This is a genomic window from Devosia sp., from assembly GCF_017744655.1.
In the GTDB taxonomy this organism is placed as follows: domain Bacteria; phylum Pseudomonadota; class Alphaproteobacteria; order Rhizobiales; family Devosiaceae; genus Devosia.
In genome coordinates this window covers 255,760-278,462 of record NZ_JAGIAW010000007.1, presented here as the reverse complement: position 1 = coordinate 278,462, position 22,703 = coordinate 255,760, and the positions used below count along the sequence as shown (strand labels likewise).

The following is a 22,703-nucleotide window of genomic DNA, read 5'->3' as shown; positions in this document are numbered from 1 at the left end:
ACAGAAGAATGACTGAACTCAAGCGCGTTGCCATTGTCGGCTCGGCTCGCATTCCCTTTGCCCGTGGTGGCACGGCTTATGTGGATGAAACCAATCTCTCCATGCTGGCGGCGACCCTCGGGGGGCTCGCGGACAAGTATGGGCTCAAGGGAGAAAAAGTGGATGAGGTGATTGCCGGGGCGGTGATCAACCACTCTCGAGACTTTAATATCGCTCGCGAAGCCCTGCTCGATGCTGGCCTTTCGCCGCGGACGCCGGGGACGACGTTGCAGATCGCCTGTGGCACGAGCCTCCAGGCGGCGCTGGTTCTGGCGGGCAAGATTGCTTCTGGGCAGATCGATAGCGGCATTGCCGCCGGGTCGGATACGGTTTCGGATAGCCCCATCGTTTTCGGTTCAAAATTCCAGCATCGGCTGCTCAGTGCCAATGCGGCCAAGACGACGGGTCAAAAGATAAAGGCCTTCACCAAGGGCTTTTCCTTTGGCGAACTGACTCCGGTGGCGCCCTCGGTCAATGAGCCGCGCACCGGGATGTCCATGGGCCAGCATTGCGAATTGATGGCCCGCGAATGGGGTATCTCGCGAAGGGCGCAGGATGAATTGGCGGTGGCGAGCCACCAGAACGCGGCAAAAGCCTATGACGAGGGGTTCCATGATGACCTGCTCGTCCAGTGCGCGGGCCTCGTGCGGGACAACAATGTTCGGGCGGACAGCAATCTCGACAAGATGTCGACGCTGAAGCCGGCCTTCGACAAGTCGTCGGGGCATGGCACTTTGACGGCCGGCAATTCGACGCCGCTGACGGATGGTGCTTCGAGTGTGCTGCTGGCGAGCGAAGAATGGGCCAAGGCGCGGGGCCTGCCGATCCTTGCCTATCTGACGGTTGGCCGTGTCGCCGGTAATGATTTCGCGCATGGCGAGGGCCTTCTCATGGCGCCGACCATTGCGGTTTCGGAAATGCTGCAGCGTGCCGGCCTGGGCTTTGCCGATATCGACTATTTTGAGCTGCACGAGGCTTTTGCTGCGCAGGTATTGTGCACGCTCAAAGCCTGGAAGGACCCGACCTATTGCAAGGACGTGCTGGGGCGCGACAGCGTGCTCGGAGAAATCGATCCGGCAAAGATCAATGTGAAGGGTTCGAGCCTTGCTTACGGCCATCCCTTTGCGGCGACGGGCGCGCGCATCCTGGGCCTGACGGCAAAACTGCTGTCCGAACAGGCAAATAAAAGAGCGTTGATTTCGGTGTGTACGGCGGGTGGCATGGGCGTCGCGGCGCTGGTAGAAAGCGCGGCATGAGTGACAATGTCGTAAAATTCCGCCGGCCCGAAAAGCAGCCCGAACCCCCAAAGGTCCGGCCGCCTAGAGGGCCCATGCCGAACTGGCTGCCTTTTGTCGTGCTGTTGGCTTTGGCGCTGGTTATCTATTTCGTCCAGCAGGCCGGCCTTATCGGCTGACGCCCTGCGCCAATTCGCCCCACGGAAAATTCAAAGGCACCGCTGCGTCCCGCGCAGGGGTGCCTTTTTGTCTTTCGGCAGGTTTGCGGAAAGTGCTGCTGCCAAACAATTGTGAAGTGAAAAGCCTTGCTATGGCTTCCGAGATGTTAACAAAAAGACGCACGTTTACGCTTAGGTCAATGTTTTGCTTGTCAGTGGACGCTTTTGCAAGATACCGTCCAGCAATCTTGACCGAAGGGACAAACCCTTTGCGTAAGGGGTGGAGCCGCGTGGGCAAACATGCGGGTCAACAAGCTCAAGAATTCCACAAGGAGATGGGACGAGAATGAAGTTCACCACTGCCATTAAGGCGATTGCGACTGCCGGCGCCATGGCGCTGATGATGTCGACGGCGGCTTCCGCCGTGACCCTGCAGATGCACAATGGTGGCGATCCGGGCACGCTGGATCCGCACAAGGCCTCGGGCGACTGGGAAAACCGCGTTATCGGCGACTATATCGAAGGTCTGCTGACCGAGAATGCCAAGGCTGAAGCCATTCCGGGCCAGGCCGAAAGCTGGGAAATCTCGGAAGACGGCACCGTCTACACCTTCAAGCTGCGTGATGGCATTCAGTGGTCCGATGGCACTCCGGTGACCGCTGGCGACTTCGTCTTCGCCTTCCAGCGTCTGTTCAACCCGGCAACTGCTGCGGACTACGCTTACCTGCAGTTCCCGATCAAGAACTCGGAAAAGATCAACTCGGGTGAAATCACCGATTTCAACGAGCTCGGCGTCAAGGCTATCGACGACAAGACGCTCGAAATCACCCTCGAAGCGCCGACCCCGTTCTTCCTCGACGCGCTGACCCACTACACCGCCTATCCGGTGCCGAAGCATCTCGTCGAGAAGTTCGGCGATGACTGGACCAAGGTCGAGAACATCGTCGGCAATGGCCCGTACCTGATCAAGGAATGGCTGCCGGGCTCCTATGTCCGTTCGGAAAAGAACGCCGACTACTACGATGCCGCCAATGTCCAGATCGACGAAGTGTTCTACCACGTGCTCGAAGATCAGGCCGCGGCGCTCAACCGCTATCGCGCTGGTGAATTCGACATCCTGACCGACTTCCCCGCTGATCAGTATCAGTGGCTGCAGGACAATATGCCGGGCCAGGCTCACGTGGTGCCGTTCCTCGGCGTCTACTACTATGTGATGAACCAGGAAGAGGGCCAGGTGCTCTCCGACGTCCGTATTCGTGAAGCGCTCTCGACCACCGTCGTTCGCGAAGTCATCGGGCCCGATATCCTGGGCACCGGCGAACTGCCGGCCTATGGCTGGGTCCCGCCGGGCACCAACAACTATGTCGACACGGCCTATGCTCCGGAATGGGCTTCCATTCCCTATGAAGAGCGTGTTGCCCATGCCAAGGAACTCATGACCGAAGCCGGTTATGGTCCGGACAAGCCGCTGACCCTGCAGCTGCGCTACAACACCAATGACAACCACCAGCGCATCGCCGTGGCGATTGCCGCCATGTGGGAGCCGCTCGGTGTCAAGGTTGAGCTGTTCAACGCCGAAACCGCCGTGCACTACGACGCACTGCGCGCTGGCGACTTCCAGGTCGGCCGTGCCGGCTGGCTGCTCGACTACAACGATCCGTCCAACACGCTCGACCTGCTCAAGACTGGCATCAGCCAGGACGGCACGATGAACTGGGGCAACAACTACGGCCGTTATTCCAACGCCGAATATGATGACCTCATGAAGCAGGCTTCGACCGAACTCGATCTCGTCGCCCGCGGCAAGCTGCTTGCCAATGCCGAAAAGATCGCCATGGACGAATTCGCTGCGATCCCGATCTACTGGTACGTGTCCAAGGACGTCGTATCGCCCAAGATTTCGGGCTTCGAAGAGAACGCCAAGAACATCTTCCGCACCCGCTGGCTCTCGAAGTCGGAATAAGCGGAAAAAATGAGATCGTGGGGGCCAGCGGCCCCCACGGTTCTTTTGCCGTATAGCGCCCCCCGGCCTTTCCGTTTCCGGCGCTTCGGAGGTTTAATAGAGCATCGGATAGGTCCGAAAACCGCTTTGCACTTTTCGGTCCGATGCCCTTGGAGTCCTAACACATGTTGGCCTATGCCTTCCGGCGCGTGCTTTCGGCTATTCCGATTGCACTGATCGCCGTTACAGTCTGTTTTTTCATTCTTCGCCTGGCGCCCGGTGGCCCCTTCGACGGCGAGCGCGCGCTGCCGCCGACCGTGCTGGCCAACCTGCGTGCGCATTACAGCCTCGATCAACCGCTGATCATGCAGTACTTCATTTATGTGGGGCGTCTGCTGCAGGGTGACCTTGGCCCCTCCATGGTGATCGACGGCTTCCGCGTCGCGGACCTGATCCGCATCGGCTTCCCGTTCACGCTGACGCTGGCGCTTTATGCCTTCGTGATCGCCACTGCCATCGGCGTCGTCGCCGGCATCATTGCCGCGGTGAACCAGAACAAGTGGCCGGACTATGTGCTGGTGCTGATTGTGATGATCGGCGTGGTCATTCCCAATTTCCTCAATGCCGCCCTGCTGCAGCTCGGCTTTGCCGTGCATCTGCGCTGGCTGCCGGCGGGTGGCTGGGTTTCCGGGTCCATCGCTCATTTGATTCTGCCGGTGACGGTGCTCGCCTGGCCGCATGCGGCACGTATCAGCCGCCTCATGCGTGGCTCGATGATCGAAGTGCTGGGCTCCAACTATGTGCGAACGGCCCGTGCCAAGGGGCTTGGCGAGCGTCTGGTTCTGGCGCGTCACGCCATCAAGCCGGCGCTTCTGCCCGTCGTGTCCTATCTCGGACCGGGCCTTTCCTATCTCCTTACCGGCTCGCTGGCCGTTGAGCAGATCTTTGGCCTTCCCGGTATCGGCAAGTACTTCGTGACCGCGGCGCTCAACCGCGACTATGGCATCGTGCTCGGCACGACGATCCTCTACATGTTCATCATCCTCGCCCTCAATCTGATCGTCGACCTCGTCTATGCCTGGCTCGACCCCAAGGTGAGGTATCGCTGATGCCCGGCCTTACCGGTAAAGACCAGGTCCTGACGGACTACGCCAACAAGCTGGCCGTGCTCGACGCGCCCAAGGGCCGTTCCCTGACACAGGACGCGCTGCGACGCCTGTCCAAGAACAAGGCTGCGGTCGTTTCGATCGGGATCGTCGTTCTGATCATCCTCGTTGCCTTCATCGGCCCCTATTTCGTGCCGTGGGGTTATTCGGAAGTTGACTGGACCTCCATCCGCAAGCCACCTGATTTCGATAAGGGCCACTTCCTCGGCACCGACCAGAACGGTCGCGACATGCTTGCCCGCGTGCTGCAGGGCACGCAGATGAGCCTGATCGTGGCGGCCGTGGCAACCGTGGTTTCGGTCACCATCGGCGTCATCTATGGCGCTGTGTCGGGCTATTTCGGTGGTCGCGTCGACTCGCTGATGATGCGCTTCGTCGACGTCATGTATGCGCTGCCCTACATCCTCTTCGTCATCATCCTCGTCGTGATGTTCGGGCGTAATCCGGTGCTGCTCTTCGTCGGTATCGGTGCGATCGAATGGCTGACCATGGCGCGTATCGTGCGTGGACAGACCCTCTCCATCAAGGAGAAGGAGTTCATCGAAGCGGCCCGTGCGAGCGGGGCAAAGCCTTTCGCCATCATCATGCGTCACATCGTGCCCAACCTTTCCGGGCCCGTCGTGATCTATGCCACCTTGACGATCCCCGAGATCATCATCGCGGAAAGTTTTCTGTCTTACCTCGGCCTTGGTGTGCAGGAACCGCAGACGTCTCTTGGCACTCTCATCTCTGCCGGTGCGCCGGTGGCGGAAGTGCTGCCCTGGATGCTGTTGGGACCGGCAGCCGTGCTCGTCACGCTGCTGCTCTGCCTCACCTATATCGGCGACGGTCTGCGCGACGCGCTCGACCCGAAAGACCGGTAAGGAGGCACAGTTATGGCATTGCTAGAAGTCAAGAATCTCAAGATCGACTTCCTCACGCATGACGGCCCCGTCCATGCAGTGAAGGATCTCAACTACACGCTCGAAAAGGGCAAGACGCTTGCCATTGTGGGCGAAAGCGGTTCGGGCAAGACCCAGGGCGCCTTCGCGCTGATGGGGCTGCTGCCAAAGAACGGTCGCGCCTCCGGCTCGGTCATGTTCGATGGCAAGGAAATCCTCAACCTCCCGACCAAGGAGTTGAGGTCCTACCGCGCCGAGCGCATCGGGATCATCTTCCAGGATCCGATGACCTCGCTTAATCCCTATCTGCGCATCTCGCGGCAGATGACGGAAGTGCTGGAACTGCACCGTGGTATGAGCCACGCGGCGGCGCTGGCCGAGAGCGTGCGCATGCTCGAAGCGGTGCGGATTCCGGACGCGAAGAACCGTGTGCATATGTATCCGCACGAGTTTTCGGGCGGTATGCGTCAGCGCGTGATGATCGCCATGGCGCTGCTGTGTAGCCCAGAGCTGCTCATCGCCGACGAACCGACCACGGCGCTCGATGTGACCGTGCAGGCCGAGATCATTGATCTCCTCGTCGACCTGCAGGAAGATTTCAACACCGCCATCATCCTCATCACCCACGATCTCGGCATCGTCGCGGGCACCTGCGAGGATACGCTGGTGATGTTCGACGGGCGGGTGATGGAATATCGCAAGACCGCCGATATCTTCGACAAGCCCGAGCATCCCTATACACAGGGGCTCCTGGCGGCGGTGCCGCGGCTCGACAAGAAGGTCGATCGCCTGTCGACCGTTTCCTACGACTTTATGGCCGCAAAGGGTGAAGCATGAGCGCGAGCGAAAGAGAACCCATCCTGAAAGTCCGTGATCTGTCGGTGGAATTCACCCTCGGCTCCAACGGACTTTTCGGCGGCAAGAAAATCCTGCGTGCGGTCAAGGGCGTGTCCTTCGACCTCTATCAGGGCGAGACGCTTGGCATCGTGGGCGAAAGCGGTTGCGGCAAGTCCACGCTGTCGCGCGCGATCATCCGGCTGCTGCCGGCGAGTGCGGGCGAAGCGGTGTGGCTTGGCCGTGATATCCAGAAGATGAACTCGAACGAGCTTCTGGACCTGCGCAAGGATATCCAGATGATCTTCCAGGATCCTCTGGCCTCGCTCAATCCCCGCATGACGGCGGGCGATATCATCGCCGAGCCGCTCAAAATCCACATGCCCAATATCGGCAAGGCCGAGCGGGCGGTCCGGGTCGCCGAGATGATGCAGAAGGTTGGCCTGCTGCCGACCATGATCAACAAGTATCCGCACGAGTTCTCGGGCGGCCAGTGCCAGCGTATCGGCATTGCGCGGGCTTTGATCACCAATCCCAAGCTGATCATCTGCGACGAGGCCGTGTCGGCGCTCGACGTGTCGATCCGCGCTCAGGTGGTCAACCTCTTGATGGACCTGCAGAAGGAACTGGGCATTTCGCTCCTGTTCATTTCGCACGATATCGCCGTTGTCCGGCACATCGCCCAGCGCATCATGGTGCTCTATTTCGGCGAAGTGGTTGAGATCGGCGAGGCGGAACAGGTGACTATGGACCCGCACCACGATTACACCAAGCGCCTGATTGCCTCGGTGCCGGTGCCTGATCCCAAGGTGGAAATGGAACGCCGCGAAGAGCGGCGCAAGCTGCGCAGAGCTGCTGCCAAGGCGGCGTAGAGATCAAAAGGCCGGGGAGACCCGGCCTTTTTGTTTCAGGTCCGATAATCCGGTCCGGACGGATTGAGCTGCGAGAATACCGTCTTGGCGATGGCTTGCAGTCTGTCGGCCGGGTAGGGGGCGGTGATGGTGCAACTGATGACATCGTCGGCCCAGAAGAGCGCCGTATCGAGACCGAGATTGGCCAGCTCATAGCTTGGCGTATTGGGACCGGGCGAAGGAGTCACATAGAGCGTCAGGCGGGCGCCGGTAGTGTCTTCGTACATGAGCTGCGCTGCGCGTCCCCCGGGCACATTGGGGGCGGGAAGCAGGCGGCCGCCGAGGAAGGTGAGGCCCGAGGCGCTGAGATCAGGCATGGCAAGCGTCGTCTGCAGCCGGTTAGAGAGCCAGGAGGACAGGTGCTCGCTATCGGCGCCGTTTACTTCCACGGCGTGGCGGTTTTCGAGGACATAGACAGTGTGGGCGCTGACGGCGTCGGCGATGAGCTGATCAGCGATGCCGGGCGTATCCGCCTGGCCGCGGAGTAGCCAGCCGGAGCCGAGGCCGAGACCAACGAGGACGACGGCGGCGGCGGCGCTGGTCCAGAATCTGCTGCGGCGCTTTTGTTGGGTTTGAAGCAGCTTGTCGACCGAGAGGCGCGGCGGCACGGGCTCGGCGGCGACCGGTCCATAAAGCGTGCGAATGGCATTTGCCTGACGCTGCATCAGCGCGACTTCAGTTGCCGCGTCCGGGCGATCGGCGAGATAGGCGTCCACCTCCGCGCGCTCCGCCGGGGAGAGCGCGCCGTCGGCATAGGCCATCAATGTGTCGCGGCTGATCTCGCTCATTTCACGGTTCTTAAATGCGGTTCGGAAGGGGTGCCAGTCATGGTCTTGAGCGTGGCACGGGCCCGGCCGAGCCGGCTCATCAGTGTGCCGAGCGGAATGTCCAAGATTTGGGCTGCTTCGGCGTAGGGTAGGCCTTCAAGGGTCACCAGTAGCAGGGCCTCCTTCTGTTCGTTTGGCAGCGTGCCTATGGCGCGGTCAAGTTCGGCGAGCGCCATATGGCCGGGCTGCGGCGCTGGCACCGAGAGCTCGGGAATATCGGCCAAATCCACCACCTCGCCGCGGCGACGCGTGCCGCGCAGGCTATTGCGGTGGACATTGACCAGAATGGTGAAGAGCCAGGCGCGCACCGGACCTTTCGGCCGGAAGAGACCGCGCTTGGCGAGGGCCCGTTCGAGACAATCCTGCACGAGGTCATCGGCGCGATCGAAGTCGCGCGTCAGCGCCCGGGCATATCGCCTGAGCGCCGGCACAGCGGCCTCGATCTCGTGAAGGATGTCGACCAAGAAAGGCCTCGATATTATTCGATGGCAAGATGCCAGACGCCACCGACGCCGTCACCCTTGATGTCGCCGGGGGCCATGTCTTCATACCAGTAGTAAAGCGGCATGGACTTGTAGGCCCACATCTTGGTGCCATCGGTACGGTCGACCAGGGTGAAGTCACCTTCAGCCTTGGCCGAGGCATCGGCGAAGAGCGGGGGCCACTTTTCGGCGCAGGTGTCATAGCAATTGGTGACGCCGGCGGTGTCCTTGTCGAAGATGTAGAGGGTCATGCCATTGGCATCGGTCAGCACCATCTTGCCGCTGATGTCGGTGGATTTGACCGCGCCGCCGAGATAGTCGGTGGCAAAGGTCGGGGCGACGATGAGGGCGAGGGCCGCTGCACCGGCGAGAAGCGAACGCAGGATCATGATTTGTCTCCTCTTGGCGAGCGCTTGATGCGGCCCGCAAAGAGAAGAACACCAGTGTAGCGGGTTTAATCCCGCCGGGGATTAATTTTCTTCGGTGAAGCGGACGGCGCCGATGTGGGGGAGGTTGCGGTTGCGCTGGGCGTAGTCGATGCCATAGCCGACAACGAACCGGTCGGGGATTTCGAAGCCCAGCCATTTGGCTTCGATGTTGGTCTCGCGGCGGCTCGGTTTCGAGAGCAGGGCGCAGACTTCCATGCGGCGGGGATGGCGCGTTTCGAGGATTTCGAGGACGTGCTTGAGGGTGTGTCCGGTGTCGATAATGTCTTCTACAACAAGGACATCGCGGCCAGCGATCTCGCCGCGCAGGTCTTTCAAAATGCGCACCTCGCGGCTCGATTGCATCGCGTTTCCATAGGAGGACGCTTCGATGAAATCGACTTCCACCGGCAGGTCGAGTTCGCGGACGAGGTCGGCGATGAAGATGAAAGAGCCGCGCAGGAGCCCGACGACGACCAGCTTGTCGGTGTCGGCGAAGTGGGTCGAAATCTCTTTGGCGAGGGCTTCGACGCGAGCGGCGATGGCCTTGGCGGAGATCAGTTCGTCGACGACGTAGGGCTTTTGGGTCATGGCGAGTCCGAGTAGCGCAAGCGCGAGTCTGTTAGCAGACTGTTGGCATCGAGGGTAGCGCCGGGACCGAATAGGTCACAGAACGGCGACACCTCCGGAGGTGATCCGGAGGTATCGGTGTTTGCTGCTGCTATTTTTGAGTGTGACCCCTCGAGTTGAGGCGGAGGGCGTCGGTGTCTGTGGAGGCTGTTTGCTGGAAACTGCTGGAGACTGTTAAGTGCAGAACCCTCGGGTCGAGCCCGAGGGTGACGCGTTGCTGTGGGTGTGACTACCGCGGCAAATCCGTCTTGCCCATGAGATCGAAATCGATCGAGCGGGCGGCCTGGCGGCCTTCGCGGATGGCCCAGACGACGAGCGACTGACCGCGACGCATGTCGCCGGCGGCGTAAACCTTGGGCTTGGTCGTGCGGTAGGTCATGGTGTCGGCAAAGAGATTGCCGCGCTTGTCGTAGTCGGCGCCGAGTTCGGTCAACATGCCTTCGTGCACCGGACCGGCAAAGCCGATGGCGAGGAGCACGAGGTCGGCCTTGATGATGAATTCCGAGCCGGGGATCGGCTGGCGCTTGCGGTCGACACGGGCGCATTCGACGCCGATGACGTCGCCGGCGGCATTGCCGATGATCTTCATGGTGCCGGCGGAGAACTCGCGGATGGCGCCTTCGGCCTGGGAGGACGAGGTGCGCATCTTGACCGCCCAGTTGGGCCAATTGGTCAGCTTGTTTTCGAGTTCGGGCGGCATCGGGCGGACGTCGAGCTGGGTCACGGCGATGGCGCCCTGACGGAACGAGGTGCCGACGCAGTCAGAAGCGGTGTCGCCACCACCGACGACGACGACATGCTTGCCGGCGGCAGTGAGCTGGACTTCGTGGGAAACGTCTTCGTAGCCGACGCGACGGTTCTGCTGCACGAGGAAGGGCATGGCGTAGTGGACGCCATTGAACTGCTGGCCATCGACGTCGACTTCACGGGGACGTTCCGAGCCGCCGCAGAGGAGGACCGCGTCGTGGTCGCGCTGCAGGTCGGAGAGCGGGACGTTGACGCCGATATTGGCGCCATAGTGGAAGGTCACGCCTTCGGCTTCCATCTGGGTGGCGCGGAAGTCGATGTGGTCCTTCTCCATCTTGAAGTCGGGAATGCCATAACGGAGCAGACCACCGGCCTTGGGCTCGCGCTCGAAAAGGTGGACATCGTGGCCGGCGCGGGCCAGCTGCTGGGCCGCCGCCATACCGGCGGGACCCGAGCCGACGACAGCGACCTTCTTGCCGGTCTTTTCCTTGGGGAGCTGCGGCTTGACCCAGCCCGAACGGATCGCCTTGTCGGCGATGGCCTGTTCGACCGTCTTGATGGCGACCGGAACGTCTTCCAGGTTCAGCGTGCAGGCTTCCTCGCAGGGAGCGGGGCAGATACGGCCGGTGAACTCAGGGAAATTGTTGGTCGAGTGGAGGTTGCGCGCAGCCTCTTCCCAATCGTTGTTGTAGACGAGGTCGTTCCAGTCCGGGATCTGGTTGTGGACCGGGCAGCCGGTGTCGCCGTGGCAGAACGGAATGCCGCAATCCATGCAGCGCGCCGCCTGGTCGACGATGCGACCTTCCGTCATCGGAATGGTGAATTCGCCAAAGTGACGGATGCGGTCGGAAGCCGGCTCGTAGCGCGGTTCTTCGCGTTCGATCTCGAGAAAGCCTGTTACCTTACCCATTTGCTCTCTCCTTACTCAGCAGCCACGTGTGCGCCAGACGAGCGCTTGCGTTCCATCTCGAGGATGGCGCGGCGATATTCAACCGGCATGACCTTTACGAACTTCGGACGCATCTCGACCCAGTTGTCGAGGATCTGCTTGGCCTTGGTCGAACCGGTATAGTGCAGGTGGTTCGAGATCAGCTGGTGCAGGCGCTCGTCGTCGTGCTTGGTCATGTCGCCGGAAATGTCGACACGGCCATGCCATTCCAAGTCGCCACCGTGGTGGTGGAGCTTGCGCATCAGGTCTTCTTCTTCCTGCACCGGTTCGAGATCGACCATGGCGAGGTTGCAACGGCTGCGGAAGGTCTCGTCCTCGTCGAGGACATAGGCCACGCCGCCCGACATGCCGGCTGCGAAGTTCCGGCCGGTGGGGCCGATGACGACGACGAGGCCGCCGGTCATGTATTCGCAGCCATGATCGCCCGTGCCTTCGACAACGGCGATGGCACCCGAGTTACGCACGGCGAAGCGTTCGCCGGCGATTCCGCGGAAATAGGCCTCGCCCTTGATGGCGCCGTAGAGAACCGTGTTGCCGACGATGATCGACTTGGTCGGATCGAAGGACACCTTGTCGGACGGGCGCACGACGATGCGGCCGCCGGAAAGACCCTTGCCGACATAGTCGTTGGCGTCGCCGATCATGTCGATGGAAATGCCCTTGGCGAGGAAGGCGCCAAAGGCTTGGCCAGCGGTGCCGCGGAGGGTGATGGACACCGTGTCCTCGGGCAGGCCTTCATGGCCGTACTTCTTGGCGAGGGCGCCAGAGAGCATGGCACCGGCCGAACGGTCGCGGCTGCGGATCGGGAGTTCGATCTGCACCGGCTTGCCCTCTTCGAGGGCGGGCCTGGCGAGTTCCACCAGCTTGCGGTCGAGCACGGCTTCGAGGTGATGGTTCTGCAGTTCGGAGTGATAGAGCGTGTCGCCGCCGATGGGCTCGGGCTTGTAGAAGACCTTGCTCAAGTCGATGCCTTCGCTCTTCCACTGGCCTTCGGCGCGGCGCTGGTCGAGGAGATCGGAACGGCCGATCAGCTCGTTGAGCGTGCGGGCGCCCATTGCGGCCATCAGGCCACGCAGTTCTTCGGCGATGAAGAAGAAGTAGTTGATGACGTGTTCGGGCGTGCCCTTGAAACGCTTGCGCAGCACCGGGTCCTGGGTGGCGACGCCAACCGGGCAGGTGTTGAGGTGGCACTTGCGCATCATGATGCAGCCGGCAGCGATCAGCGGCGCGGTCGAGAAGCCGAATTCGTCGGCACCAAGCAGGGCACCGATGAGCACGTCACGACCGGTCTTGAGACCGCCATCGACCTGCAGCTTTACGCGCGAACGCAGGCGGTTCAGCACAAGGGTCTGATGGGTTTCGGCGAGGCCGATTTCCCATGGGCCGCCGGCATGCTTGAGCGAGGTCAGGGGCGAAGCGCCCGTGCCGCCATCGTAGCCGGAGATGGTGATGTGGTCGGCGCGGGCCTTGGCAACGCCGGCCGCAACCGTGCCGACGCCCATTTCCGAAACCAGCTTGACCGAGATGTCGGCCTGCTCATTGACGTTCTTCAGGTCATAGATGAGCTGGGCGAGGTCTTCGATCGAATAGATGTCGTGGTGCGGCGGCGGGGAAATGAGGCCCACGCCCGGGGTAGAATGGCGCGTCTTGGCGACGACCCAATCGACCTTGTGGCCGGGCAACTGACCGCCTTCGCCGGGCTTGGCACCCTGCGCGACCTTGATCTGGATCTGGTCGGAATTGACCAGGTATTCGGTGGTGACGCCGAAGCGGCCGGAAGCGACCTGCTTGATGGCGGAGCGCAGCGGGTTCTGCGAACCATCGGCCAGGGGCTTGTAGCGATCGGGCTCTTCGCCGCCTTCGCCGGTGTTCGACTTGCCGCCGATCCGGTTCATGGCGATGGCCAGCGTCGTATGGGCCTCGCGGCTGATCGAGCCGAAGGACATGGCGCCGGTGACGAAGCGCTTGACGATGGTGGCAGCGCTTTCGACTTCTTCGAGCGGGACTTCAGGCCCGAGCGGCTTGATGTCGAAGAGGTGGCGAATGGCGAGATAGCCGTTTTCGCCCGAGTTTACGCGCTCGGCAAAGCTGTTGTAGCGGTCCTGCGCGGTTTCCGGGCTTTCCTCGAAGGTGCGGACGGCATGCTGGAGGTCGGCGACGACGTCGGGCGACCAGGCATGCTTTTCGCCGCGGATGCGATAGGCATATTCGCCACCGATATCGAGCGCCTTCTTGAGCACCACGTCGTCGCCAAAGGCTTCGGCGTGACGACGCACGGTTTCCTCGGCGACTTCGCCGAGGCCGACGCCTTCGATGGAGGTGGCGGTGCCGAAGAAATACTTCTTCACGAAATCGGAGTTGAGGCCGACCGCGTCAAAAATCTGGGCGCCGCAATAGGACTGGTAGGTCGAGATGCCCATCTTGGACATGACCTTGAGGAGGCCCTTACCGACCGACTTGATGTAGCGGTAGACGACTTCGTCGGCCGAGACTTCTTCGGGGTAGTTGCCCTCGGCATGCAGGGACTGCAGCGCCTCGAAGGCGAGGTAGGGGTTGATGGCTTCGGCGCCGTAGCCGGCCAGCATGGCGAAGTGGTGGATTTCGCGGGCTTCGCCAGTTTCGACCACGAGACCGGTGGAGGTGCGAAGGCCCTTGCGGATCAGGTGATGATGCACGGCAGCGAGCGCAAGCAACGTCGGAATATCCAGACGGTCCGCTGCAATCAGGCGATCGGAGAGGATGATGATGTTGTATTCGCCCCGCACGGCTTCTTCGGCCGCGTGGCACAGCGCTTCGATAGCCCCTTCCATCCCTGCCGCGCCGTCGGCGACGGGGTAGGTGATGTCGAGCGTCTTGGTCTTGAACTGGTTGTCTTCGATGTCGCCGATGCCGCGGATCTTTTCGAGATCCTCGTTGGTCAGGATCGGCTGGCGCACTTCGAGGCGCTTGACCGTGGAAAGACCTTCAAGATCGAAGAGGTTGGGGCGCGGACCGATGAAGGAGACGAGGCTCATCACCGATTCCTCGCGGATCGGATCGATGGGCGGGTTCGTGACCTGCGCAAAATTCTGCTTGAAGTAGGTGTAGAGGAGCTTCGACTTGTTGGAGAGCGCCGAGATCGGCGTGTCCGTGCCCATCGAGCCGACGGCTTCCTGGCCGGTGGTGGCCATGGGCGCCATCAGGAGCTTGATGTCTTCCTGGGTATAGCCAAAGGCCTGCATACGATCGAGGAGGGCCTCGGTCGGCTCCGGCGCCTTGGGGGCGACAGCGGGCAGGTCTTCGAGCACGATCTGGGTGCGGGCGAGCCAATCGGCATAGGGATTGGCGGTCGCGAGCGTCGCCTTGATCTCTTCGTCGGAGATGATGCGGCCCTGCTCAAGATCGATGAGCAGCATGCGGCCCGGCTGCAGGCGCCAGCGCTCGACAATGTCCTCGTCGGGAATGGTCAAGACGCCCGATTCCGAGGCGAGGACCACGTGACCTTCCTTGGTCACGAGATAGCGTGCCGGACGCAGACCGTTGCGGTCGAGCGTGGCAACGACATAGCGGCCGTCGGAAAGGGACATGGCGGCGGGGCCGTCCCACGGTTCCATCAGGGACGCATGGTACTGGTAGAAAGCGCGACGCTTTTCATCCATCAGCGGATTGCCGGCCCAGGCTTCCGGGATCAGCATCATGGCTGCGTGGGGCAGCGGATAGCCGCCGCGCACGAGGAATTCGAGCGCGTTATCGAAGCAGGCCGTGTCCGACTGGCCCTCGTAGGAGATCGGCCAGATTTTTGAGATATCGTCCCCGAAGTACTTCGAATGGACCGAGGCTTGGCGGGCCGCCATCCAGTTGACGTTGCCGCGGATGGTGTTGATTTCACCATTGTGCGTGGTCATGCGGTAGGGGTGCGCGAGCTTCCAGGACGGGAAGGTGTTGGTCGAGAAGCGCTGGTGCACGAGGGCGATGGCGCTTTCGAAGTCTTCGTCGTGGAGGTCCGGGTAGAAGGCGCCGAGCTGGTCGGCAAGGAACATGCCCTTATAGACGAGCGTGCGTGCCGACATGGAGACGACGTAAAACCCGTTGTCGCCGTTGCTCTCGGGGACCTGAGCGTAGACGGTGTTGGAGATCACCTTGCGCACGATGAGGAGCTTGCGCTCGAATTCGTCGAGCGTCAGACCTTCGGGGCGGGCGATGACCATCTGCTCGATGATCGGCTGGGTGGCGATGACGCCTTCGGAGAGCTTCTTGTTGTCGGTGGGGACGACGCGCTCGCCAAGAAGCGTCATGCCTTCCTTTTCGAGGCAGGCGCGGACGGCGGCGGCGCAGCGATCACGCAGCGCGACGATGTTGGGATAGAAAATCATCACCACGGCGTAGTGGTGCTTTTCGGGCAGATCGAAGGGCAGCACCTTCTGGAAGAAGGCGTGCGGGGTCTGCACGAGAATGCCGGCGCCGTCGCCCATCAGGGGATCAGCGCCAACGGCGCCGCGGTGTTCGAGGTTCTCGAGGATTTCGAGACCCTTCTCGACCACTTCGTGGCTGGGCTTGTTCTTGATGTTGGCGATCATGCCGATGCCGCAGGCGTCATGTTCCTGCATGGGATCGTAGAGACCCTGGGCTTCGGGGCGGCCGGCGACGATGCGTCCGTTTTCGATCAGAGTGGTTTTGCGAGTATTGGCTTTCGCGGTGACCGGAGAAAATTGTCCGTTCTGCTGGGGGGCCATGTCTTAATCCTCGCTGTCTGATCGCACCCGTTGCCGGGCTTGGTTCGCTATGTCGTGTGCATCCTGATGGTGCCGGTGCCGGCCCGCTGGATGCAGTCTTGGTCCTCAGTGGGCACACTTCTCAATCGGGTCGTACTTTCAGTACGGCTCGGATGAACAAGTGCATCCATGCGTGGGGAGCGGCGCTGCATCCAAATGGCCGCTCATATTCGAGCTATCTTAGCTCCGCCTGTCCGTTTCCGCTATCGTCTAGCGGTCCAGCCGGACCAGCGTGCGCCGCTTGCCGCGGAGAGCGGGGCGACGCGTCAGATAGGACAGAAGCACTGCCCTAACAGCTCCACATTTGCATAATTCAAAACTAGGCACAAGCGGTTTTGCCAAATTCGCGACACAAAAAATAGGACTTTCCTACTTTCTGTGTAGGAAAGCATAGGAATTGGGTCGGAAAAGGCGCTGGAAACGATTGGGACCGCCCTGGAGGGCGGCCCATTCGGTTAAGAAAGGATGAGAGTTTCCTATTTTTCGCTAGGGGAGCACGACGTCCGCCTCGTTTCCATCCATGTCATAGGCGACGCGGCCGCCGGTCCATTGATCTGATGCTTCGGCGCGGACTTCCACCAGCAGGCGATCGTCCTCGGGCGTCATGAAGAGCGTGTTGCGCGAGATGGTGTAGCGGAAGACGGTCATATCAGGCATCTCCATGCGGGCGAGTGTGCGGGCTTCGAGGTCGGTGAGGCAGGCGACATCGAGGTTTGCGACATCGGCCAGGGTGAAGGCGCGGTCGAGGGTGGGCGCGAAAGGATTGGGCATGGGCATGTTCGAGGACGAGCGGGTGATCTTTTCGGCGTCCATGTAGAACTCGGCGGTGCCGCCGGGATTCTGCGGGTCTTCCATGGTGATGAGGGCCTTACTGTCATCGATCATGATTTCGAGGAAATTTGCATCTGTGCCGAATTCGTCGGCAAGTCGCGACAGAGTGTTTTCGACGGTGGCGGGGGCGAGCCAGGGGCCGAGGGTGGCAGCGGTGGCGGAGCCTTCGGGGAGTTCGACGTCGACGACCTGGCCAAGGGCAGTGAGCCAGACGGTGCCGGTCTTGCCACTATTGGTGGAGAGGGTGACTTCCCAGAGCGGGAGGAGCTTTTTGCTGGTGCGGGTGGTGGGTTGGCTCGCCTCGATCTCGACGATGCGGCTACCGGGTGTCGCAAAGGCGGCGATGGCGGCAGCTTTCACTTCGGGCAGTTTGTCGAACTGGAGCTGATCGAGCGCGAAGGGTTTGGTGTCGCCCATGCCCAGGGCGGAGAAATTCACAAAACTGCCGGAGCGGCGAACTTCGGACTGGTCCCAGGAATAGTCGACGGTTTGTTCGGCATCGGTCGGGTGACCGGCGGTGATGCGGATGCTGTCGGCGTCGATGGTGATTTCGTGGACGAGATCGCCGCGGATCAGATTGGCGAACTCGTCCTGCGCCTTGGCCATGGGCCAGGCATTGTCGACGAGGAGATTGGCCGCCTCAACGGGAAGGGCGAGGGCGGCAAAAGCTGTGGTCAGGTAGGCAAGGCGCAGTCGGTACATGGCGAGCCTCCAGAGATTTCGGGCGATGATACCCTATCTCTGGAGGCGTGGCACTGAGCGGAGGATGAATGGCGCGTTCAGCCCGATGACGGACGCGCGTGCGCTGCTATTCGAGGTGCGACTTGATGAACCAGAGGTTCTTGTCGAGATCGCGCGAAAAGGCGGTGAGGATATCAGCACTGTCCGCGTCGCCGGCTTCGTCCGTCGCGTCGATATCTTCGCGCACCTGATTGGCGAGGGCGGCGTAGCGCTCGGCCAAGGCGGCGAGATGGTCGGCGACCTTGCGGATATCGGTTGGATAGGCTGCCAATTTGCTCGCCTTGGCGACGATCTGGCTGGTGCCGAGGGCAATGCCGTCGAGCTGGGCGACGCGCTCGGCAATGGTGTCGACATGGTCGTCGAGCTGGGTGCGCATGGGGTCGAGCATTTCATGCACGGCGATGAAATTTGGACCCTTGAGGTTCCAATGCGCCTGCTTGGTGATGAGGGCGAGATCGATGGCGTCGGCGAGACGCGCATTGAGAATGTCGATGATAGCCGACTTGGCATTGGATTTGAGGGTGATGGAGGGAGTCTTCATGGGAATATCCTGACGCTGGGGAGGAAAGCGCGAGCGCCTTACTCAACTTGCGGCGGTATGACTCGTTCCCGCCGAAGAGGTGAAGACAAACAAAAAGCGCGGCCCTTTTGGGGCCGCGCCTCTGTCGTCTCAGGGAGGAGAAACGAATTAATTGACCGACTTGTCCTCGATGGTAGCCGTGCCACCATTGATCTGAATGGTGCGCGGTTTCTTGCTTTCGGGCAGTTCGCGCTTCAGTTCGAGATGGAGGAGGCCATTTTCGAGGGCAGCGCCCTGAACCTCGACATAGTCGGCAAGCTGGAAGCGCAGCTCGAAGGCGCGCTCGGCAATGCCGCGATGGAGGAATTCGCGCTTGGTGTCGGTGTTTTCAACCGGCTTGGCGCCCTTCACGACGAGGCTGTTTTCCTTGGTTTCGATGGCGATGTCGCCATTGGAAAAGCCGGCCACGGCGATGGAGATACGATAGGTGTCTTCGCCAGTGCGCTCGATATTGTAGGGCGGGTAGGACTTGGCTTCCTGGGTGCCCAGGGTGTCGAGGCGGTTGAACAGGCGGTCAAAGCCGACGGTGGAGCGATAGAAGGGGGAAAAATCGATGGTCTGCATTTTCACATTCTCCAGTTGAGCAACGTGGTTGAAGCGATGCCTTGCGGCACGCCGATTCCGGTGCCTCCCGTGGTGCTCCCAGATGTGGCGAGCGACCTTTTCGGCAGGGCCGGTGTCCCCGGTTTTCCGGCGGACCAATCATATTTAGGAAAGGGTTTTGGGGCTTCAAGGGGGAGGGAGATTCTAGAAAATGGTGTGTGCCGGCACCCCCTCCCATCCTCCCCGTCAAGGGGGAGGTGCCGCATCGAGGGTGGGGGCAGGCTACGGGGTAAAACCACCGGCCCGGCACCCTCCCCCTTGCGGGGAGGGTCGGGGAGGGGGATGGGGGGCAAGGAGCTGTGCAAGGCGGTGGAGAAACTGAACCGAAAATGAACAGGCCGGTCCAAACCCATTCAGGCTGACCCGTGCATAAAGATAACCGTGAGGCCGCCGCCGCGGTCCTCATGCAGCGGGTCCGTCATCCGCCCCCCGCACGGACCCGCCCTCAAAAGGCCAGCATTCCTCAACCCGGAATGCTGGCCTTTCTTTACTTCGCGACGTTATCGTGCGGCAAAATCGTGGAGGCGCGTCTTGACCGCATTGGTTGATCCCACTGGCCCAAAGCTTACCGTTGTTCCGTCCAATCCCGTGCCGGCAGGGGTACGGGTCGGCTATATGACAACGCCGGACCGGGTAAAGTTGCGCTATGCCATCTGGCCGAAATCGGCCGGGCCGCATCGGGGTACGGTGTGTCTCGTGCAGGGGCGCACGGAATATATCGAGAAATATTTTGAGACGATCGCCGACTTTCAGGCGCGTGGCTTTGCCGTTGCGACCTTTGACTGGCGCGGCCAGGGCGGTTCGGACCGGCTGATCGGCAATCGCACCGTGGGTTATGTTGACCGGTTCGACGATTACTGGACCGATCTCAGGACCTTTCATGCCGAAATCCTGCTGCCCGATTGCCCGCCGCCCTTCTATCTCGTGGGCCATTCCATGGGCGGGCTGGCTTCGCTCTATGCAACGACGCGCGACCGGATGATGTTCGATCGCGTCTTTCTTTCGGCGCCCATGGTGTGCCTCCATGGCATGGAACATAGTATTGGCGGTTTCGGAGCTCTTGCCGAGACGCTGAGTTTCCTCGGGCTTGGCGCCGTGCCGCTCAAGCGTAGGGGTGACAAGCGCCCGGACGAGGCCGGGTTTTTGGACAATCCACTGACCTCGGACCTCCTGCGCTATACGCGCATGGTCGACACCATTCGCGCCGATGACAGCCTCTATATCGGTTCGCCGAGCTTTCGGTGGCTCGCTGCCTCGATGAAGGCAATGGTGGAGGCCAATCGCGAGGATTTTGCCGGCAGGCTGCAGATTCCGCTCTTGGTGCTGGCGGCGGCACGCGACACGATCGTGTCGACGCCGGCGCTCGAGCAATTGGGTCTGCGGCTGAGGAACGGGCGGCATATGGTGATTGCCGGGGCCAAGCACGAATTGTTCATCGAGACCGATCCGATCCGCGGTCAGGTGCTGGCGGCGTTCGATGCCTTCATCACAAATCAGACGCGCTAAACCTTTCGTAACAACCGATATCTAGTGTTCGCTCGACCCAGGAGGGTCGTGGGGACCCCGATGGATCAGTTGAGGCGCTTGCTGAAGGATCAGCAGGGTAATGTCGCGGTTATTTCGGCGCTGATGTTAATACCCATGCTGGTTCTGGCAGGCGGGGCTACCGACATTGCCCGCTATGAGGCTTTTCGCGCGCAACTGCAGGACGGGGTGGACCGGGCCGTGCTCGCGGCGGCGTCGCTGTCGCAGGGGCGAACGGCCGAAGAAACGGTCGACGAATATCTCAAGAGTCTCGCCTTTATCGAAGAGGTGGAACTCGCCGTCGACCAGGTCGACACCATAAACTCCAAGTCCGTCACCGTGACCGCCAGCTATAATATGGCGACGGCCTTCCTGCCTTTGATCGGTATCAACATGTTGCCGATGAGCGCGGTAGCCTCGGCCGAGGAACGGCGCAGCAATATCGAATTGTCGCTGATGCTCGATCTTTCCGGGTCGATGAATGACAACGGCAAGTATCCGGCCCTGAAGTCTGCCGCCACCAGTTTCATCCAGGCCATGGTTACTCCGGAGACGGAGGCCTATACCACCGTCAATATCGTGCCCTATGCTGGTCAGGTTTCCCTCGGCTCCAGCTTCTTCGATAATTGGGGTGGAGTGCGCAGCCATAACAACTCGTCCTGCGTCGAGCTCTACAAGCCCGATTTCTATGCGTCGACGATCAACCTTGCGACCCATGCGCAGGTGCCGCATTTCACCAAATGGAATGGCAGCGCCGACAAGCCGACATTGCCCGCCAATATGAACCCCGGCTGGTGCCCGTCCGACAATACGGCAGTGACGCTGATGTCGAACGATGCCGACGCGCTTATCTCACGCATTGCCGGCTTTCAGATGTATGACGGCACCGGAACGGCTATCGCCATGAACTGGGGCTTGCGCTTTCTCGACCCGGCGCTGCGCCCGCAAGTGCAACAGGCGGTAGCGGCGGGGCAGATCAACTCAGCTTTCCTCAATCGCCCGGCTGCTTTCGACGATGCCGAGACGCTCAAGGTCATGGTGCTGATGACCGACGGGGCAATCACCGAGCAGTACACGGCCAAGGATCCAAATGCCGGTGTGCGCACCAGCAAGAACGACAAGGCGTTTTACGATCCCTATTGGAAGAAAAATATCGGCGCCGACCAGGCCAAGGAGTTGATGAACACCATCTGCGCGACGGCCAAAAGCCACGGCATTCTGGTCTTTACCATCGGCTTTCAGCTTAGGGATAGCGACAGCAACCAGCTCAAAATGAAGAACGAGCTGCGCAACTGCGCATCGAGTGCCAGCCATTATTATGACGTACAGGGCCTCAATATCGCTGCGGCGTTTCAATCGATCGCCAGCACGATCCAGCGCATCAAGCTGACGCAATGAGCAAGCGCGGCATCTTTGGGCGCAGACGCTTCGGGCGGCACCAGGGTGGTGCGGCCGCCATCGAGTTCGCGCTGCTGGTGCCGATCCTGCTTGCCATCATCTTTTCGACACTCGAAGCCGGCTGGCTTATGGTGCAGACGATCATGCTCGATCGGGCGCTGGACCTGACGGTGCGCGAATTGCGGATCGGCAGCTTTGCCAATCCGACCCAGGAAGCCATGCGGGAGCGCATCTGCGCGCAGGCCGTGGTGCTGGTCGATTGCCAGAAGACCCTGGCGCTCGAACTCATCCCGATCACCAGTGCGGCGAGCTATCCGACCGATGCGGCGCGGTGCCTCAATCGGGATACGACACTGCAGCCGGTTTTGCGCTTCGACGCCGGGCAGCGGACCCAGACCGTGTTCGTGCGCGCCTGTTATGTCGTCGAGCCGTTCACGCCGGGCCTTGGCCTGGGACTGGTGCTCTCCAAGGACGAGACGGGGGCCGTGCGGCTCGTGTCCAAGTCCGGCTTCATCAACGAGCCGGCATGATGGCGAGGCGGGGGTTACGGCAGTTCCAGCGAAGCGAGCGTGGGGCAACGATCATCGAATTCGCATTGCTCGCGCCGGTGCTGCTCTTGGTCCTGCTGGGTTCGGTGACCGCTTTCGATCTTTTCCGCAATGCGCAGAGCGTTGAAAAAGCGACGTTCACCATTGGCGACATGCTGTCGCGGCAAACTTCGGTCTCGGCCTCGACCCTGACCGACATGCTCAATCTCATGCTCAATGTGGTGCCGAGCGCGCATGATGGCGGGTTGCGCATCAGTTCGATCGCGAGGGACAATGGCGCTTTCGTGCTGCGCTGGTCGCGCAGCGTCGGCAGCAATGTGCCGACAACGCCGATACCGACCGCGATCCTGCCCGATATTGCCAATGGCGATACGGTGCTGGTGACGGAGAGCTTTGTGCCGCACGAGGCCATGTTTGCCGGCTTTGGTTTTACCGACATCACCTTTACGGCCAATGCGGTGCACCGGCCGCGCTTCGTTACGGCGATCCCGTTCCAGTAGG

20 protein-coding genes are annotated in these 22,703 nt (G+C 61.3%); 11 read left to right on the top strand and 9 right to left on the bottom strand.

Annotated elements, in window-relative coordinates; all coding sequences use genetic code 11:
- Window positions 1-8: 8 nt before the first annotated feature.
- The 7 genes from J7557_RS15095 (at window position 9) to J7557_RS15065 (ending at window position 7,127) form a co-directional block, all read left to right on the top strand.
- Entirely contained in the window at window positions 9-1,295 is a 1,287-nt protein-coding gene (locus J7557_RS15095; protein ID WP_291420871.1) for an acetyl-CoA C-acetyltransferase, read from the top strand.
- Window positions 1,292-1,453, top strand: a complete 162-nt coding sequence (locus J7557_RS15090) for a hypothetical protein (protein WP_291420870.1) — start codon at window positions 1,292-1,294, stop codon at window positions 1,451-1,453. The genes J7557_RS15095 and J7557_RS15090 overlap by 4 nt, the downstream gene beginning before the upstream one ends.
- Window positions 1,454-1,778: 325 nt before the next feature.
- A complete protein-coding gene (locus tag J7557_RS15085; RefSeq protein WP_291420869.1) occupies window positions 1,779-3,395 on the top strand; it encodes a peptide ABC transporter substrate-binding protein in 1,617 nt (538 codons plus the stop codon).
- A 164-nt stretch (window positions 3,396-3,559) separates the two neighbouring features.
- Window positions 3,560-4,483, top strand: coding sequence for an ABC transporter permease subunit (locus J7557_RS15080; RefSeq protein WP_291420868.1), 924 nt, complete (start codon window positions 3,560-3,562; stop codon window positions 4,481-4,483).
- Window positions 4,483-5,403 carry an ABC transporter permease gene (locus J7557_RS15075; RefSeq protein ID WP_291420867.1) on the top strand — a complete coding sequence of 307 codons (921 nt, stop codon included), beginning with the start codon at window positions 4,483-4,485 and terminating at the stop codon, window positions 5,401-5,403. The genes J7557_RS15080 and J7557_RS15075 overlap by 1 nt, the downstream gene beginning before the upstream one ends.
- A gap of 12 nt (window positions 5,404-5,415) precedes the next feature.
- Window positions 5,416-6,258 carry an ATP-binding cassette domain-containing protein gene (locus J7557_RS15070; protein WP_291420866.1) on the top strand — a complete coding sequence of 281 codons (843 nt, stop codon included), beginning with the start codon at window positions 5,416-5,418 and terminating at the stop codon, window positions 6,256-6,258.
- A complete protein-coding gene (locus J7557_RS15065; protein ID WP_291420865.1) occupies window positions 6,255-7,127 on the top strand; it encodes an ABC transporter ATP-binding protein in 873 nt (290 codons plus the stop codon). Before J7557_RS15070 ends, J7557_RS15065 begins: the two co-directional genes overlap by 4 nt.
- 35 nt (window positions 7,128-7,162) lie before the next feature.
- On the opposite strand, the gene J7557_RS15060 is transcribed toward J7557_RS15065, so the two are convergent.
- The 9 genes from J7557_RS15060 to J7557_RS15020 form a co-directional block, all read right to left on the bottom strand.
- Window positions 7,163-7,954: an anti-sigma factor gene (locus J7557_RS15060; protein ID WP_291420864.1), complete on the bottom strand. Its 792-nt coding sequence runs from the start codon at window positions 7,952-7,954 to the stop codon at window positions 7,163-7,165.
- Window positions 7,951-8,457: a sigma-70 family RNA polymerase sigma factor gene (locus tag J7557_RS15055; protein WP_291420863.1), complete on the bottom strand. Its 507-nt coding sequence runs from the start codon at window positions 8,455-8,457 to the stop codon at window positions 7,951-7,953. The genes J7557_RS15060 and J7557_RS15055 overlap by 4 nt, the downstream gene beginning before the upstream one ends.
- Window positions 8,458-8,471: 14 nt before the next feature.
- A complete protein-coding gene (locus J7557_RS15050) occupies window positions 8,472-8,864 on the bottom strand; it encodes a hypothetical protein (RefSeq protein ID WP_291420862.1) in 393 nt (130 codons plus the stop codon).
- An 81-nt stretch (window positions 8,865-8,945) separates the two neighbouring features.
- A complete protein-coding gene (gene hpt, locus J7557_RS15045; protein ID WP_291420861.1) occupies window positions 8,946-9,491 on the bottom strand; it encodes a hypoxanthine phosphoribosyltransferase in 546 nt (181 codons plus the stop codon).
- 268 nt (window positions 9,492-9,759) lie between these two features.
- On the bottom strand, window positions 9,760-11,187 hold the full coding sequence (locus J7557_RS15040; RefSeq protein WP_291420860.1) for a glutamate synthase subunit beta: 1,428 nt from the start codon (window positions 11,185-11,187) through the stop codon (window positions 9,760-9,762).
- 11 nt (window positions 11,188-11,198) lie between these two features.
- On the bottom strand, window positions 11,199-15,872 hold the full coding sequence (gene gltB / locus J7557_RS15035) for a glutamate synthase large subunit (RefSeq protein WP_367272905.1): 4,674 nt from the start codon (window positions 15,870-15,872) through the stop codon (window positions 11,199-11,201).
- A gap of 591 nt (window positions 15,873-16,463) precedes the next feature.
- A complete protein-coding gene (locus J7557_RS15030) occupies window positions 16,464-17,510 on the bottom strand; it encodes a hypothetical protein (protein WP_291420858.1) in 1,047 nt (348 codons plus the stop codon).
- A 106-nt stretch (window positions 17,511-17,616) separates the two neighbouring features.
- Window positions 17,617-18,090, bottom strand: coding sequence for a DNA starvation/stationary phase protection protein Dps (dps, locus tag J7557_RS15025; RefSeq protein WP_291420857.1), 474 nt, complete (start codon window positions 18,088-18,090; stop codon window positions 17,617-17,619).
- Window positions 18,091-18,237: 147 nt separating this feature from the next.
- On the bottom strand, window positions 18,238-18,693 hold the full coding sequence (locus J7557_RS15020) for an Hsp20 family protein (RefSeq protein WP_035086989.1): 456 nt from the start codon (window positions 18,691-18,693) through the stop codon (window positions 18,238-18,240).
- A gap of 570 nt (window positions 18,694-19,263) precedes the next feature.
- Here J7557_RS15020 and J7557_RS15015 point away from each other — a divergent pair.
- The 4 genes from J7557_RS15015 to J7557_RS15000 are packed head-to-tail and all read left to right on the top strand — an operon-like array spanning window position 19,264 to window position 22,702.
- Window positions 19,264-20,238, top strand: a complete 975-nt coding sequence (locus J7557_RS15015; protein ID WP_291420856.1) for an alpha/beta fold hydrolase — start codon at window positions 19,264-19,266, stop codon at window positions 20,236-20,238.
- 60 nt (window positions 20,239-20,298) lie between these two features.
- Window positions 20,299-21,654, top strand: a complete 1,356-nt coding sequence (locus tag J7557_RS15010; RefSeq protein ID WP_291420855.1) for a TadE/TadG family type IV pilus assembly protein — start codon at window positions 20,299-20,301, stop codon at window positions 21,652-21,654.
- Window positions 21,651-22,184: a TadE/TadG family type IV pilus assembly protein gene (locus J7557_RS15005; protein WP_291420854.1), complete on the top strand. Its 534-nt coding sequence runs from the start codon at window positions 21,651-21,653 to the stop codon at window positions 22,182-22,184. Before J7557_RS15010 ends, J7557_RS15005 begins: the two co-directional genes overlap by 4 nt.
- A complete protein-coding gene (locus tag J7557_RS15000) occupies window positions 22,181-22,702 on the top strand; it encodes a TadE/TadG family type IV pilus assembly protein (protein WP_291420853.1) in 522 nt (173 codons plus the stop codon). The genes J7557_RS15005 and J7557_RS15000 overlap by 4 nt, the downstream gene beginning before the upstream one ends.
- Window position 22,703 lies beyond the last annotated feature (1 nt).